This window comes from Paenarthrobacter sp. NPDC089675, assembly GCF_044749185.1.
GTDB lineage: Bacteria > Actinomycetota > Actinomycetes > Actinomycetales > Micrococcaceae > Arthrobacter.
In genome coordinates, this window is sequence record NZ_JBIVHM010000011.1 from 13,977 (window position 1) to 29,280 (window position 15,304).

The 15,304-nt window shown below is 63.7% G+C and carries 14 protein-coding genes; 6 read left to right on the top strand and 8 right to left on the bottom strand.

Annotated features, from left to right (window positions below; genetic code table 11):
- Positions 1-161: 161 nt before the first annotated feature.
- Positions 162-1,577 carry a protein kinase gene (locus tag ACIPY2_RS19120; protein WP_400267978.1) on the top strand — a complete coding sequence of 472 codons (1,416 nt, stop codon included), beginning with the start codon at positions 162-164 and terminating at the stop codon, positions 1,575-1,577.
- 335 nt (positions 1,578-1,912) lie between these two features.
- Here ACIPY2_RS19120 and ACIPY2_RS19125 read toward each other — a convergent pair whose 3' ends face one another.
- Complete coding sequence (locus tag ACIPY2_RS19125) at positions 1,913-3,142, bottom strand: ATP-binding protein (protein WP_400267979.1); 1,230 nt, start codon at positions 3,140-3,142, stop codon at positions 1,913-1,915.
- Positions 3,143-3,308: 166 nt separating this feature from the next.
- On the opposite strand from ACIPY2_RS19125, the gene ACIPY2_RS19130 reads away from it, so the two are divergent.
- Positions 3,309-3,770 (top strand): phage tail protein, encoded by a 462-nt coding sequence (locus ACIPY2_RS19130; RefSeq protein ID WP_400267980.1) that lies wholly within the window; start codon positions 3,309-3,311, stop codon positions 3,768-3,770.
- A 1-nt stretch (position 3,771) separates the two neighbouring features.
- Here the strand turns inward: ACIPY2_RS19130 and ACIPY2_RS19135 are convergent, their stop codons facing one another.
- The 7 genes from ACIPY2_RS19135 to ACIPY2_RS19165 form a co-directional block, all read right to left on the bottom strand.
- Positions 3,772-5,130 (bottom strand): NosD domain-containing protein, encoded by a 1,359-nt coding sequence (locus tag ACIPY2_RS19135; protein ID WP_400268070.1) that lies wholly within the window; start codon positions 5,128-5,130, stop codon positions 3,772-3,774.
- Between the two features lie 59 nt (positions 5,131-5,189).
- Entirely contained in the window at positions 5,190-6,140 is a 951-nt protein-coding gene (locus ACIPY2_RS19140; protein ID WP_400267981.1) for a carbohydrate kinase, read from the bottom strand.
- An 11-nt stretch (positions 6,141-6,151) separates the two neighbouring features.
- Positions 6,152-7,714, bottom strand: a complete 1,563-nt coding sequence (locus tag ACIPY2_RS19145) for a glycoside hydrolase family 32 protein (RefSeq protein WP_400267982.1) — start codon at positions 7,712-7,714, stop codon at positions 6,152-6,154.
- 41 nt (positions 7,715-7,755) lie between these two features.
- Positions 7,756-8,805: a LacI family DNA-binding transcriptional regulator gene (locus tag ACIPY2_RS19150; RefSeq protein WP_400267983.1), complete on the bottom strand. Its 1,050-nt coding sequence runs from the start codon at positions 8,803-8,805 to the stop codon at positions 7,756-7,758.
- Between the two features lie 81 nt (positions 8,806-8,886).
- Positions 8,887-9,810, bottom strand: a complete 924-nt coding sequence (locus ACIPY2_RS19155) for a carbohydrate ABC transporter permease (RefSeq protein WP_400268071.1) — start codon at positions 9,808-9,810, stop codon at positions 8,887-8,889.
- Positions 9,811-9,815: 5 nt separating this feature from the next.
- Positions 9,816-10,703, bottom strand: a complete 888-nt coding sequence (locus ACIPY2_RS19160) for a carbohydrate ABC transporter permease (protein WP_400267984.1) — start codon at positions 10,701-10,703, stop codon at positions 9,816-9,818.
- Positions 10,704-10,802: 99 nt separating this feature from the next.
- Entirely contained in the window at positions 10,803-12,089 is a 1,287-nt protein-coding gene (locus ACIPY2_RS19165; protein WP_400267985.1) for an ABC transporter substrate-binding protein, read from the bottom strand.
- Positions 12,090-12,443: 354 nt separating this feature from the next.
- Between ACIPY2_RS19165 and ACIPY2_RS19170 the strand changes: the two genes are divergently transcribed.
- The 4 genes from ACIPY2_RS19170 to ACIPY2_RS19185 all read left to right on the top strand — a co-directional run bounded on the left by ACIPY2_RS19170 (position 12,444) and on the right by ACIPY2_RS19185 (position 15,255).
- Positions 12,444-12,788 (top strand): GH32 C-terminal domain-containing protein, encoded by a 345-nt coding sequence (locus ACIPY2_RS19170; protein ID WP_400267986.1) that lies wholly within the window; start codon positions 12,444-12,446, stop codon positions 12,786-12,788.
- 331 nt (positions 12,789-13,119) lie between these two features.
- Positions 13,120-13,335 carry a hypothetical protein gene (locus tag ACIPY2_RS19175; protein ID WP_400267987.1) on the top strand — a complete coding sequence of 72 codons (216 nt, stop codon included), beginning with the start codon at positions 13,120-13,122 and terminating at the stop codon, positions 13,333-13,335.
- 60 nt (positions 13,336-13,395) lie between these two features.
- Entirely contained in the window at positions 13,396-14,229 is an 834-nt protein-coding gene (locus tag ACIPY2_RS19180; RefSeq protein ID WP_400267988.1) for a DUF1206 domain-containing protein, read from the top strand.
- Positions 14,230-14,325: 96 nt separating this feature from the next.
- Positions 14,326-15,255: an SDR family oxidoreductase gene (locus tag ACIPY2_RS19185; protein ID WP_400267989.1), complete on the top strand. Its 930-nt coding sequence runs from the start codon at positions 14,326-14,328 to the stop codon at positions 15,253-15,255.
- Positions 15,256-15,304: the final 49 nt, after the last annotated feature.

Here is a 15,304-nt window from a genome sequence, read left to right on the forward strand (position 1 = left end):
AACCGGATGATGCTGTTCTCAAGCAGGAGTGCTCGAGTTGCGAGGCACCGCCTAACAAGTGCCCCGCAACTATCGTGAAAGTTTGATCGACGGCGTTGCCTGGCAGCGGCGGACAGTGGTTGGGTCCAGCACCCAGGGACGCCTGAAGGGCGTGACAATTGGTGGGCAACAAAGACGAGGCCGTGGACTTCCGCGGACCGGGTACCAAGGGCGGGGTCATTGATGATCGCTACCGGCTGGGTCCCGTGCTGGGCAGGGGTGCCATGTCCACGGTGTACCGTGCGACGGACCTGAAGCTTGGCCGGGAAGTAGCCGTCAAGCTCTTCCTGCCCGGCTCCGGAGACGACTCGTTCCGGGCTCGCCAGCAGACCGAAATGCGGCTGCTGGCGGCCTTCGAGCACCCTGGCTTGGTCCGGGCCTTCGACGCCGGGGTTGATACCCGCGACGACGAAGAGCGGGCCTACCTGGTCATGGAACTCGCCGAGGGACGCGACCTCCGGGCAACCTTGGCAGAAGGCCCCCTTTCCCCGGCGGAGACTGCCGTGATCGGTGCCCGGCTTGCCGGCGCGCTGGCCCAGGTCCACTGCAAAGGCGTCATCCACCGGGACATCAAGCCGGCCAACATCCTGGTCTCTGAAGAGCCCGGCTCCGGGCGCTCCGTGAAACTGGCTGACTTCGGGGTGGCCTTGGTCATGTCCGATGACAGGCTGACGGCAACCGGGTTCACTGTGGGCACTGCCCAGTACCTTAGCCCGGAGCAGGCGCAAGGGCTCCACCTGACCCCGGCCAGTGACATCTACTCCCTCGGGCTGGTGCTCCTGGAGTGCCTCACCGGCAAAGCCGAGTACCCTGGAACGCCCGTGGAAACAGCCGCAGCCCGTTTGCATCGACGCCCCTACATTCCCGCGGAAGTGCCGGCCCGCATGGCAAGCCTCCTTGAAGCAATGACGGACATGGACCCGGAGCAGCGGCCCAAGGCTGCCGACGTGGAAGCCGCGCTCAACAGCCCGCGCCGCAAGCTCGCTGCCGGCCGGACCGCGATCTTGCCGCCGGTTCCGTCGCGTTCTCCGCGCATATCGTCCGGTCGACGGTCAGCTCGCACGGCTGTTGCTGCCCCGGCTAAGCCCGCATCCCTGGCTAAGCCCGCATCCCCGGTCAGGCTGGCATCCTCCGGGAAGCGCCGCAAGGTCCTTGGAGGAGTTGCCGCAGCCGCCGCAGGCATCCCGGTAGCCATCGCACTGTTCCTCCACGGAGGCTCCTTGGAGGGAACCTCCGCGGAACCCACCAAGCCTGCGGAGACCAGCGTCTCCGTGAATGACCACCGGCCAAGTGTTCCGGCCGATCCAGTGGAGGCTGTCCCCGCGGAAGTGGTGCCCGCGGCAGAGGTGGCAACCGCACCCGATCCCGTACAGCAGCCCGTCCCGGTCAGCCTCCCGGCACAACCGGCGCCGGCACAGAACGCTCCGGCCTCCACACGTAATGCGGTAAAGGGTCCGGGCCAGGACAAGCCTGCTTCGAAGGGTGACGGAAAGAATCCGAAGGGGTCCGAGAACGGGAAGGGCAACCGCGGGGATTGAGCGGCCATCTACGGCGGTTCTGCTCACGGACCGGGTAGTGGTCCGCCGGAAATACCCAAAACACGAGTACCGACTACTCGTGTGCCAGGGATGATAAGCATCTTTACTAATTACGGCGGGACCGCACGAATGCCCGGCCAGGACCCCCGTGGGTTGGGCTGCGGCATACATTGGGCTCCGCCGGGGGACCGGGTGGCGTTACCCAGAGACGCCGCCCGGCAACCTCCGGGATTCAAGTGCGACGTTCAAGTGCGACGGCGGCAGGTCGCCGTCGGTGGGTAGGGAAGGCGCCGGGAAGGTAAGGATGACCGGCAGGTCGCCGTCGGGGTTTGTAGCTAAGAACCCGCCGGGAAGGTGACGGCCACGGTGAGCCCCCCGCCCGGTGTTTCGAAGAGCGTGAGCTCGCCACCGTGCGCTTTCGCGATGGTGCTGCACGTGGAGAGCCCCAGTCCGGTGCCGGCACCGTCGCCGGGTCGCCGGAGCCGGACGAGCGGTTCCAACACCTTCGCGCGGTCCTCGGGCGCGATGCCCTTGCCGTTGTCCGCCACGTGGATCGTGGCGCCATGGTAATTGGAAACGCCGCTGATGCGGACGTGGAGTTCGCGATCCGGGCTGCGGTAGTTCATGGCGTTCGTCAGCAGGTTTTGCAGGAGCGTGCGGAGCTGGCCGGGGTCCGCGTACACGGTGACGTCATGGACTTCCACCAGGCCGTCATTCTCGATGCCGAGGTCGCGGACCACCTCTCCGGCGGCCTCCTTCAGTGACACATACGTGGGCTGGATTCCACCGCCCACCCGCGAATAGCTCAGCACATCCTCGAGCATGGCGAGCATGCGCCGTCCGCTGGCGCCGATCTTGTCCAGGTACTTTGCCGCAACGGTTCCGGGTTGGACGTCGGGATCGTCTTCCACGAGTTCCACATAGCCCAGGATGGTGGTGAGCGGGATGCGAAGGTCGTGACTGACACGGCCCGCGAAACCAGCGAGCTTGGCGTTGCTTTCCTTCAGCTCGGCGTAGGTGCGGTCCAACTGGGTTGTCCGGTGCTGGAGCTCCAGTAGCTCCACCGCTTGTTTGGCCAGTACCTCGAGCATCCCGACCTGTTCGGGCCGGAGTTCCTTGGGCATGTCGGAGAAAACGCAGAGTGTGCCAGGAACGAACCCCGAATCCGTCTGCAACGGAACGGACGCGTAGAAACGGACTTTGCCGATCTCCCCGGTGACAAATGGGTTGTCCGCGAAGCGGGGATCCAATGAAGCGTCTGCAACCACGGTCTTCTCACGGGAGAGGAACACCTTGGCACACATCGAGTCCTCGCGCGAGCAGATCCCCGGTTCCACACCCCACGCGCCGATCTGGTGCTGGTACTCGGCGCTGATGATGTTGACCACGCCGAACGGTGCGCCACAAAGCTCGGTGGCGAGGCGCACGAGGTTCTGCAGGGAGCTCAACACTGCGGCATTGGGCAGCAGCGGCGAATCGAAGGAGGGGTCCAGGCCGTACTCGCGCAAGGCGATGTCCCGGCTGTCTTCTTCGGTAAAAGCGAGCTGCCCTTGTGCACGCGTCATTTAGGTAGTCCCCCAAGCTTCTTAAGGATTCCCTGCCGATGATACCCGCAGGTGAAAGCAGGTTTTTTGTCACAGCGGGAAGTCGAGCAGGATCCAAGAAGCCGGGCCACCCGCCGTGGACGTAGGGTGAAGCCAACAACGAAAATCACAAACCAGGAGGGGCCAGATGCCGCACACCGTAGACTTCCAGAACGTTTCAACCGTTGGGCTCGAATCATCCCCGGTGGCTGAGGCGTTGGCCGGGCTCCGGGCGAACGAAGCCCGGTACTTCAAGAACAAGTACGATCACGTGTTCACCGTGGAACCTGCCGAGGACTCCCCGGAGATCGTGGACTACGTGAACCGGGTGCTCAAAGAGCGTGACCTCGTCATTCAGTCCAAGCCGCTGGAAGTGACGTCTTTCGAGGTCGAGGGCACGCGTTGGACGTATGTCTTCTACGAATCCGGATTGTCCATCAACGTCCTCTACGGCCTCGAAGAGGGCTCCAAGCGCGCCGTCGGCTTCAAGCTTTCACAGGGCATGGAGGTCCCGGAGGAATTGGCTTCCAACTTCAAGTTCGCCCGCCAGAAGTCCAAGCTGGCAGGGGAGATCCGGGGCTCGTTCTTTGTGCTGAAGGGCGAGTACTGAATCAGCCCTTCGGGTCCGCCGGTTGAACACCCACGGTGGGCGTCGTCCTGAGCGCATTGCTGGCCCTGTCCGCGATGACTTGGCTGTCACTGCCCGAGTCCAGGATGGTGTTCCGCGCCGAGCCGGGATCGACCATGACAGTCGTGACTTCAAGGGTGTCCGTGGTCCGCGTCTCCAGCAAAGCATCCACCTGCGCTTCAAAGCAGGATTCGCTCGAGGTGGCGCGGACATCCTTGGCCACCACATGGTTGGTGGAAACGAAGTTGCCGGCTCCCTTCACCAAGCGGATGGCCACGGGTGTGGCTCCCGGTGGCTGGATCTTGCCCGAGTCGATGATCAGCGAGAAGTGGTTGGAGAGGATCGAGTTGTCACTGCCAGTGACGCTGACCAAGCCATAATCGTCGTTCAGGCCGTTATCGATCCCGAAGAACGGTGTCCACGGCTCGTGATCGCGGAGGAAGTGGTTGGTGGCCACCAGGTTTTCGGAACTGTTCGCGGCAAGCACCACCATCCCCGGGTAGAAGGAGTGCAAGCGGTTGTTGGTCACGCTTGAACGCGTGACCCCTTCAAGACGGACGCTTCCGGAACCACGGGGGAAAACGTTGTTGGCGGTGACCAGCAGTCCGCCGTGGTTCTCCGCGTAGAGCGAGTGGCCCTTGAATCCTGCACCGATCAGGTTGTCCGTGATCTTGGAGGCCTGTCCCCATCCGCGGAGTTCGATGCAGTTTCCACATTCGGCAATGAAGTTGTCATGGATGGAGAGCGCGTCGGCTTTGTGGATGGTGAGGGCGTGCTCAAGGTAGATGAATCCCATGCCGTTGACGCGGAACGAGTCGTTGGCGCTCGCAACATGTATGCCGGTTTTGCCGTTGACGTAGGTGTTCTCAGCGGGCAGCTTGGAACCGTCCGGCGTGAAGTGCAGCCCGTCGATGCAGAAGTTGGAGAATTCCACGGAACTGATCCGTGGACTGCCTTCGCGTTCCACCAGAAACGCCGCTGCTTGGGCATCCTCACCGGCGCCGACCGGCAGGTCCACCAGGACACGGCTGCCTCCAGGCCACAGCTCGTGCAGATCGGGCCATTCTTCCCGCGGCACGTTGAAGCGGATGCTCGATGACGTGAAGCCGTGGCCCGAGCCTTGGATCTTGAGGAAGCTGATGTCGATCAACACTTGTGTCTTCAGCCGATAGTCACCGGGCGGAAGGTAGATCACCGCACCCGGCTTGCCGCCGTCGTTCGTGTCAGTGCTGTTTTGCCGATCCTTGACGTCGGCGATGATGCTGTTGATGACCTCGCCGACGTCCTCGGAGGCGTTGCCTACCGGCCAGGCAGTGACGTCGTAGTAGTTGGTGCTGGACATGGCGTGGATTCCCTCGGGGTAGTGGGTCTGGAAAGTCTGCATGGCGGGTCCTTGGTGTGTCATTGGGCCAATGCCTGATGCTCAGGCAGCTCAGCATGCAGTTCCTGCAGCGTCGGCGGGTTGGCTCCGGCACGCCGTACCGTGATGGCAGCGGCTTTGGAGGCCAATCGCCCCAAAGCGTCCAAGTCCGACGGCGGCAGCCCGTCGCCACTGCGGTTGAGGAGGCCGTAAATCAAGGCTGCCATGTAGGAGTCTCCCGCGCCGATGGTATCTGCCACCGCCGAGGGGACCGGGGGGATAAGAACGGGGTCCTTCCCGGTGGAGAGCAAGGAACCCCGGGATCCCATGGTGATGGCCACCAGCCCCGGGCCGAGCCCCAGGATTTGCTGCGCGATGTCTTCCAGTTGCCGGTCCGGGTAAAGCCAGAGGGCGTCCTCATCGCTGAGCTTGACCACGTCGGTGAGGGGGACGAGTTCCTCGAAGGTGGTCCTGGCCTCGCCCTTGCTGCCCAACAAGGCGGGGCGGATATTGGGGTCGTAGGTCACCAGGCATCGATCGTGCGATTGCTCCAGGAGTTCCTTCACCGCTGCTGCTCCCGGAGCCAGGAAGGTGGCTATCGATCCGGTGTGCAGGATCCTGGGCAGCGTTGCCGGCGCGATTCGGGGGAGATCCCAATGGATGTCGAAGTCGTAGTGGGCGGAGCCGTCCCCGGCCAAGGTAGCGGTAGCCGTGGCTGTCCGGCCCGATCCCTTGGAGCCGGGAAGGAGGGGCACGCCGGCGCTGGAGAGGTGCTGCTCGATGGCCGAGGCATGGTGGTCATCGCCGATCGAGGTCAGCAACGCCGTGGCTACGCCGAGCCGGCCCAGTCCGTAGGCCACGTTTGCCGGCGACCCGCCTGGGTGCTCAACGGAGCCCCCCGCCGAGACGACGACGTCCACCAGGGCCTCGCCCACAACCACTACATCGTGGCCCGGGCTGCTGTCCGTCTTGGTTTGCTTGGGGTTATACATTCCGGTCCTCCTTAGGCGAGTGATGAGATGACGAGCTTCTGCACAGTGGCGGGGCCGTCCTGGACGTCCAGCCAGTTCCCGCTGCTGCCGTCATCGGGAAAGACCAGGTCCGTCAGGAGCACCTTGCCGTCCTGGGCGAACACTTCCACCGAGGAATGATCCACCACAATGACCAACTTCAGCACGCCCTCGTCAAGGACAACGGGTGCGGATTCAACAGATGCGAATTTCGCGTTGAAAGCTGTATCACCGGACTTCCGGCGGTCCAGCATGAGCCGCGACTTGGCAGGATCGTAGGCCAGGACCGTGGCTTGGCTGGAGTCGGCGTTGCTGAACAACCGGAACGCGATCCGCCCGGAGCCGGGTTTGATCTCCGCCTCGATCACCTGTGCCCGGCCGGTTTCGGCATCCGGCAACCGGAAAGATGTGCCGTCCAGCTCGACGGGACCTGCTTCCAAAAGGCGGTCGGCGGAATCACGACCGGTCAGTACGGGAGCCTGGACCAGCCTGGCCAAGCCGTTCACGGACACCAAACGGAGTTCCCGGGCAAGCGTCATGGCAGACCGCCACGGAGAAGTCGGGACCTCGTTGGCGTAATCCCAGTTGTTCATCCAGCCGATGATGATCCGCCGTCCGCCAGGGACATTGCTGAACGAGACGGAGGCGTAGCAATCACGCCCCCAGTCCAGCCATAGGCAATGCTGAAGTGCTTCGGCCCGGGCCCCGGGATCCGGAAGGGAAGAAAGCCCGGCAGGCGCCACGAGGGAACCGTCGTCCGGAACGAAGCTCACGCCGTCGAACGTCCCCACGAAGTACTGGCCCCCCGAACCTCCGGCCACCGCGCCGGGGTTCACGTTGACGATCAAAACCCACTTGGCGTGGTCCGGGTTTCCGTCCAGGGGAAGCGGGAAGAGGTCCGGGCATTCCCACTCACCGGCGTCGGCGTTGGCCGGGCCAAAATCGCTGAGGAACTCCCAGGACTTGAGGTCGTCGGAGCGGTAGAGGACAACCCTCTGGTGTTGGGCTTCGACGGCGACCATCACCCAGCATGCGCCTTGCGCACCTTCGTAACGGAAGACTTTCGGGTCCCGGAAATGGGCGGAGCCCCGGGTCAGCACGGGGTTCCCGGCGTACTTTTGCCAGGTCATGCCGTTGTCGGTGCTGTAAGCCAACGACTGGGCCTGCGTCCCGCTGTGCTCGGTCCCGTCCTTGAACGCGCTGGTGTAGACGGCCACGAGTGCGGGCGAATCGAGGGTGCCGAAGCCCGAGGTATTGGACTGGTCCACAACAACGCTGCCGGAGAAGATGTCCTCACGTTCATCGCACGGGATTGCAACGGGGTGCTCGGTCCAGTGGAGGAGATCCGGCGACGTGGCGTGCCCCCAGGACATGTTGCCCCAGACATTGCCGTAAGGGTTGTTCTGGAAGAACAGGTGGTACACGCCATTGTGGAAGACCAGGCCGTTGGGGTCGTTGAGCCAGGTGTCCTTTGCCGTGAAGTGGATGGCTGGCCGGAACCCGGGGGTTGCGTCCGGAGCTGTCTCCGGGCGTGCGGCATCAAGGCGAGTGGACATGTGTGGCGTTCCTAGCTGGAAGTTGGAAAGGGAAGGGCTGTTTACCGTGGCGCAGCGATCGAGTCGCGGCGTACCAAGGGGCAGCCCAGGATGGTCGGGTGCAGGGCCATGAGGCCAAGATCGGTCTTGCCCTCGATTGCGTCGATCAGGTTCTCTGCGGCCCAGGCACCCATCTCGTAATGCGGGAGGGCGACCGTGGTGAGGCCCGGGTAGAGGTTGGCGGCGATGAGCTCCTGGTCATCGAAGCCCACCACCGATAGGTCTTCAGGGATCCTGAGTCCCAGTTCGGCGGCGGCCCGGTAGGCGCCCATGGCCATCCGGTCGTTGTAGCAGAACAGGGCCGTGGGCACATCGGCCGGGTCCTCGGGGGAGAGGATCCGACGCGCTGCGGCATAGCCGCCGTCCACTTCCGAAACCTCGGACTCCACCGGTGCCGCATCGCCGTCGAGCCCTGCTTCGTTGAGCGTTGCCCGGAAGGCGTGGAGGCGCTCGCGGGTGGCGGGGACGTCGTCGGTGTTGTTGATGAAGCCAACACGGGTGTGCCCGGCTTCCAGGAGCGCGCCGACGGCGGCCCTGGCGCCGCCGTCTTCGTCCGGGATGACGGCCGTGATGTTGCCATCGGTCGCCACGGAGTCCACCAGCACTGACGGGACGCTGCCGAGGTTGGCCGGCAGCTCCACGTTGCGGTGATACATCGTGGCGTAGAGGATGCCGTCCACCCGCCGCTCCAAGAGCGCTTGGACGTCGGCTTGCCGGGATTCGAGGCTGGCCGAACCGGGAGTGTTGATGATCATGAGGTTGTACCCGCGGGCCTTGGCGGCCTCGTCCGCGCCGAGGATGATCCGGCCTGCATGCGGGGTGGTGGCGATCTCTTCACTGACCAGTCCCAGCATCCCGGTCCGCTGCGTTCGAAGCGCCTGGGCAAGGCGGTTGGGACCGTAGCCGAGCTGTTCGGCAGCTGAACGGACCTTGTCCCGGGTCTCAGGGCTGACCCTCGCATAGGAAACCTCGTTGAGGACGTGGGAGACGGTGGTGACGGAGACACCGGCGGCCACGGCCACGTCCTTGATGCCCACGTTCTTGCTGCTCATCTGTCTGCCACGTCCTTATGGTCGGTGATGCCCTTGAGGGGCTATCAGTAGGCTACTTCGTTGCTGGTGTTACAGGCCGCGTCAGCCCTTGACCGCGCCGAGCGTCATGCCCGCCACGATCTTGCGCTGCAGCAACAGGGTCAGGAGGATCACCGGGATCGAGTACACCGCCGCAAGGGCTGTCATCGATCCCCAGTCCAGTCCGAACTGGGTCTGGAAGTTCGCAATTACCACCGGGGTGGTCTGCGACCGGATGGCCGTCATCAGCAGCGCGAACAGGAATTCATTCCAGGAAGCCAGGAAGGCGAAGATCGCGGTCACTGCGATGCCGCCGGACACCACCGGGATGACCACCCGCCACAGGGCCCCAAGACGGCTGCACCCATCAACGGTTGCGGCTTCTTCCAGGTCGCGGGGAACGGCCTCGAAAAAGCTGGACATCAGCCAGATGGAGAGCGGCAACGAGATGGTGGTGTGCGCGATCGAGAGGGCGATCGGCGTATCGGCCAGGCCCACCGAGGACATCATGGACGCCAAGGGGATGCCGATCGCCACCGGCGGAACCATGCGGGTCACCAACGCGCCCATGATGAACACCCGGCCGCTCGGTGTCTTGTACCGGGTGATGCCATACGCGGCCGGCACTGCGAGGACCAACGAAAGCAGGGTGCTGATGACGGCCGTCTGGAGGCTGTTGATGAAGGAAGCCACCACGCCGCCCCGGCCCAACGCGTTCACGTAGTTCTCCAGCGTCCACTCCTTCGGGAGGATGGTCGGCGGCACGGCGATGGTGTCGATCGGTGTCTTGAACGACGTGAACAGCAAATACAGGAACGGGAAGCCGTACAGGATCATGGCTGCGGCCAACAGGATCCACAGGATGGTCCTGGTGCTGCGGCGGCCCGCTTCGAGGCCTTCGCGGTTGACCCCGCGGCGCTTCCGCAGCACCTGCGGAGTGGAGACGTCCGACGGCGGCGTGCTGGCTTTGGTTGGTACGGTCACCATGGTCATCAGCTGTCCTTTCCTGGCCGCCAAATGGTGGCCACCGCGAAGAAGGCGACGGCGAGCATCGCGATCAGGTAGATGGTGCCCATGGCGCTCGCGAGGCCCGGATCGCCGAAGCGGATCATGGTCCGGTAGATCAGCAGGCTCATGGTTTCGGAGGCCGACTGGGGGCCGCCGTTGGTTTGGATGAGGATGGTGTCGAAGGCCCTTGCGGCGTCGATCCCGCGGACCACCAGGGCCACCGCGATCACGGGACGCAGCAGCGGGATGATGATCCGGAACAGGAGTGCCGGGGCACGTGCGCCGTCCAACCGGGCTGCCTCGATGAGGTCGCCGGGGATGTTCTGCAGTCCGGCGAAGAGCACGAGGCACATGAAGGAGGTGGTGAGCCAGATGTCCGGGATAGCCACCGAGAACAGAACGATCTTGGGGTCGGACAACCAACCGATCTGGTTCGGATCGGAGAGGATGCCTGCCTGGTGGAGGAGGGTTCCGATCAGGCCGAAGTTGTCGATCATCAGGAACTTCCACAGCAACCCGGCCACGATCGGGGCGATCATCAGCGGGTACAGGAAGACGGTCCGCCAGATCTGGGATTTCTTGCCCAGCGTGGTGAACAGCAAGGCCATTCCGAGGCCCAGCGCGAACTCGAGGGTCACCACCACCACCGTGTAGGCGAGGGTCCGCCAACCGGCACTCGTGAATGCCTCGGACGTGAAGGCCGTGACGTAGTTTTGGAAGCCCACGAAGTCGCGGGGTCCACCTGCGATCGGGGAGATCTTGAAGAAGCTGTCGGCCACAAGGCGGAACAGCGGGTAGGCGACGAATACGGCCAGGAACAGGGCCGCCGGCGTCATCAGGAAGAGGGCGAAGCGGCGATCGGAGATACGCACGGTTTTCTTTTCTGCTGGTTGTTATTGCTGCTTGTTTCTACTGCGTGGTGCCGCGGCCGGCACTGCCCTTGGGGTACTGACGGTGCCGGCCGCGGAGTCTTATTTCAGGAGGTCCTGGATCTGCTTCTTGGCGTCGGCCAGGAGCGCCGCGGTGTCGCCGCCGGCCACTGCCTTCTGCAACAGCGGAATCAGGACGGTGTCCACGATCTGCTGCCACTTCGCCGTTGCCGGGCGGGTTGCCGTGGCCTGGCCGTTGAGGGTCTCGATCAGCGGCTTGAAGCTCTCGTAACCGGGCTGGTCCTGGTACTTCTGGAAGGCGCTGATCCGCGAGGCCAGGCCTAGCTTGGATTCAATTCCCTTGTCGTTATAGTCATAGGCGCACTTGACGAACTTCTTGGCGGCCTCGGTGTTCTTGGTTGCCTTGGGAACGGAGAGGTACCACGGTCCCGGCACGCCCGCGACGCCGGCGCTGCCACCGATCATTGCCGCAGCGCCAACCTTTCCGGCCACCGGGGAATCGGCAGGGATCTGGCGGTAGGCGTGGGCCCAGAAGCGGGTCATTGCGGTCTTGCCCTGGTTGAACAGGTTCTGCGCGGCAGCCCAGTCAACCTGTGCAGCCCCGCTGGGGGCGTCCTTGGCGAGGCTCACGTAGAAGTCGAGTGCCTGCTTGTGGGCGGCGTTGTCGATGACCACATTGTTGTCCTTGTCCAGGACCATGGGCGAGCCGGCCTGGAGGACGTGTGCCAACCATTCGGTTTCCACGGCGCCCTTGACGTCCGTGCCGAACATGCCGTCCTTGGTGAAGAATTCGCTGATGTCCTGGTACTGCTTCCAGGTCTTGGGGGCAGCGAGCTCGTAACCGTACTTCGCTTGGAAGTCAGCCTTGTTCTTGGCGTCCTCGAACAGGTCCTTGCGGTAGAGGATGATCTCGGCGTTGGTCCAGGCGGGCATGCCGATGAAGTGGCCGTCCACGTTGGCTTCCTTCACCAGGGCCGGGAAGATGTCCTTCTTGGCTTCGTCGGTGAAGAGTTCGTCGATGGGCTGGACGGCGTCCTTGAAGCTGGGGAGCCAGACGGAGTCCAGGGCTGCTACGTCAAAGGAGACGTTTCCGGAGGAGAACTCGCTGGAGAGGCGGTTGAACATGCCGTCGTAGGGGAGTTCCACGAAGTTCACGTCCACGCCGGCGTCCTTCTTGCATTGTTCGGCTACGCCTGTGAGTTCGGCGTGGCCGCCGGCTTCCACCAAGACGTTGACGGTGCTTGATCCGCCGGAGCCGCCGGATGAGGGTGCGGGACCGCCGGCGCCACAACCGGTGGCAACGAGTGCGACGGCGGTGCACAGCCCGCCGAGGGTGACGAGCTTGGAGATGGTGTTTCGAGTGGACATCTCTGTCGACTCACTTTCTCTTGAACGGAAATTGCAGAGAGATGATCGGGGAGTGCTTTTGGCTTTTGAAAAATCGTTTTGCCAAAACGACTTGGCAACGACATTAGGGGTGTTGCCGCGGATCTGTCAACGCGTTTCCGAAAAAAGTTTCCCCTCTTGACGGCGGGGATTTTGCGGCCCTAGAGTGATCGGCGCCACTCGGCAAATCGTTTTGGCAATTTTGGCTGGTTTGGCATCGGTTTGGCACTGCGTTGGCGGGGCGCCCTCATTGTCCGTGGGCGCTCCTGCCTCCGCTGCTGCCTCCGCCGTTCGAGGACAACCCGGTCCCGGCCGGCCCTAAGCCAAGACCACCACTTGGGCTTGAAGGTCCTGGGCAACGGGACGGAGTCAGCAAAGGTCGGATACGCACCAGCCTCCGGCCGCCTCTTCGTCGATCGGACCAACTCAGGCAACGAAAACTTCCACCCTGCCTTCGCGTCGGTTGATGACGTGCCTGTTCAGCTGGTCAACGGAAAACTCAAACTGCGGCTCTACGTGGACAGGGCTTCCGTGGAAGTGTTCGCCCAGGACGGGCTCGCGACCCTGACGGACCAGGTTTTCCCGGCGGCGGGTGCCACGTCCATATCCCTTTTCTCGGAAGGGGGCACAGCGCATCTGGAGAGCCTCACCGTCACGCCGCTGAACAAAGCGATGTGGTAGGCCTGGGTTAAATAACGACGGCGGCTGGTTGGCTCCTGCGCGGGAAGCCGGCCGGCCGCCGTCGTACGTCCAAAGCCGCTACGCGGTAAAGGCGAGGTCGTCCGCGCGGACCGGGAACCGCAATGGCTCGCCGCGGGAGATGAAGGTGGCTCCGGGCGCGGGGCCATCGCGGATCCACGCTCAATGGGGTGCCCTCACCCGCCCCTGGATGAGGGCACCGCCAATCTTGAGCGAATCTTGAGATGACCCGGCGTCGTTCTTGAGGGCCCGGCCAGATGGTTGAACTGTCAGTCAAAGGAGCTGATGAGAACCTTCAGGAAGGACCGTTGACATGCCGGACCAGATCATCCTCCCGTCCTCGAACTCCGGCGCGGCGCACGCTGCGGCCGATTCGCTCGGGACCCACCCTGCAGGCACCGCCGAGGCCTTTCACCACCCGGGCGAGGTTCCCGGCCAGAACCACGCGGTGGGATCCGTCCGCGAGCAGTTCAACCCGTTGGGCGTAGGGCTGAGGAGCATCTGGCCCCAGTCGGTCTGCGGCTTCTAGGTAGCCTGCCCTCCGTGGCATTGCGGTGCTTCCAGTGGCACGATGGTGTCCACGCGATGAATGATCAGGAGGCTTGCCATCAAAGAAGAGATGAAGAAGGCGGCGGATGCGGCCGAGGACGCTTCCAACTCGCGTCCCTTTGAGATTGCCGCCCGTTCGGGTTTTGCCGTCAGCGGCATCCTCCACGTGCTCATTGGCGTCATCGCAGCACAGTTGGCCTTCGGAAGCGGTGGAGAGGCGGACGTATCGGGAGCAGTCGCCCAGTTGGCGTCGCAGCCGTTCGGGCCCTTGCTCCTGTGGGTTTGTTTCGCTGCGTGCGCCGCACTGGCCCTCTGGCAACTGACCAACGCGATCTTCGGCCACCGTCGGCAAAAGCACCCCAAGGTTTCCAAGCGTCTTTCAGAGGCCGGGCAGGCCGTTGTTTTCGCCGGATTGGCTCTGACCATCGCGTCGTTCGCGGTCGGCAAGGCCAAGAACAGCCGGGAATCCACCAGCGACGGCACGGCCACCCTCATGCAGGCCCCGTTCGGAGTAGCCCTGCTCATTGCGGTGGGTGCTGCCATCATGATCACCGGGATCGTGTTCGCGGTGCGGGGATTCACGCGCTCGTTCAAGAAGGACCTGGTCCTCTCGCCCAGTGAGCCGGCCCGCAAATTCCAAGTGGGCGTGGGCACCGTGGGGTATGTGGCCAAGGGAATCGCCCTGCTCTTGGTGGGACTGCTGGTGGTCATTGCAACTGTCACGGCGCGGCCCGAGCAATCAACGGGGCTGGACGGCAGCCTGAAAGCGTTGAAGGAGCAGCCCTACGGCCCCTATCTCCTGGCGGCGGTGGCAATTGGCCTGATCGCTTACGGCTTGTTCTTGATGGTCAAAGCCAAGACCATGCGGACCTAGCCGGAGGTTTGACGGAGCGGTTTCCGGGGTACAGCCACAATGAGGCGCAGCGCGCCGCATTGACCTGGAATCAGACTCTGAAAAGGGGGACGGGCCATGGCCCAGGACGACTCGAACCATTCCGAAAACGCGCAGGACCACCGGCTCACTTCGGCACCCAAGGATCCCCGGGGAGGCTACCACTCCGGGGAATTTCCGCAGCAGGAACAGAAGCAGCCCGGTCTCACCAAACCCCTGGATCCCCAACCGGACCACGGGGAATCCAGTTATGTAGGCCACGGTCGGCTTGAAGGCAAGACGGCGTTGATCACCGGCGGTGACTCCGGCATCGGTGCGGCTGTGGCTATTGCCTACGCCCGTGAAGGTGCCCAGGTTGCCATCAGCTACCTTCCGGAGGAAGAGGAAGACGCACGTTCGACGGCGGAATGGATCCGCGAGTGCGGCGCCCGCGCCCTCTTGTTGCCCGGCGATTCACGCGAGCAAGGCTTCGCGGCGGAGATCGTGGAGCGTACAGTGCAGGAGCTGGGAGGTTTGGACATCCTGGTTCTCAATGCCGGGTACCAGAAGAACCGCGAGGGTTTGGAAACGATCCCCACCGAGGAGTTCGACCGGGTTTTCAAGACCAACCTCTACTCGCAGATCTGGACAACCCAGGCGGCGATACCGCACCTCCGGCCGGGCGCCTCGATCATCGTCACCTCCTCCATCCAGGCTTTCAATCCTTCAGCGCAGTTGGTGGACTACGCGATGACCAAAGCCGCCCAAGTCGCCTTCACCAAGGCCATGGCGCAGGAACTCGGACCCAAGGGCATCCGTGTCAATGCCGTGGCGCCCGGTCCCATCTGGACCCCGCTCATTCCTGCCACCGAATGGCCGGACAAAGTTCCATCGTTCGGGCAGGACACGCCGTTGGGACGCGCGGGACAGCCCGCAGAGCTGGCACCCGCCTACGTGCTGCTGGCCTCGGACGAAGGCTCCTACATTTCCGGTGCAGTCCTTCCCGTGACGGGTGGAAAGGGACTCTGACCTCCTGGTCGAATTTGCTGGTCGAAGCTAGAAAGGTTACAGCCCGCGC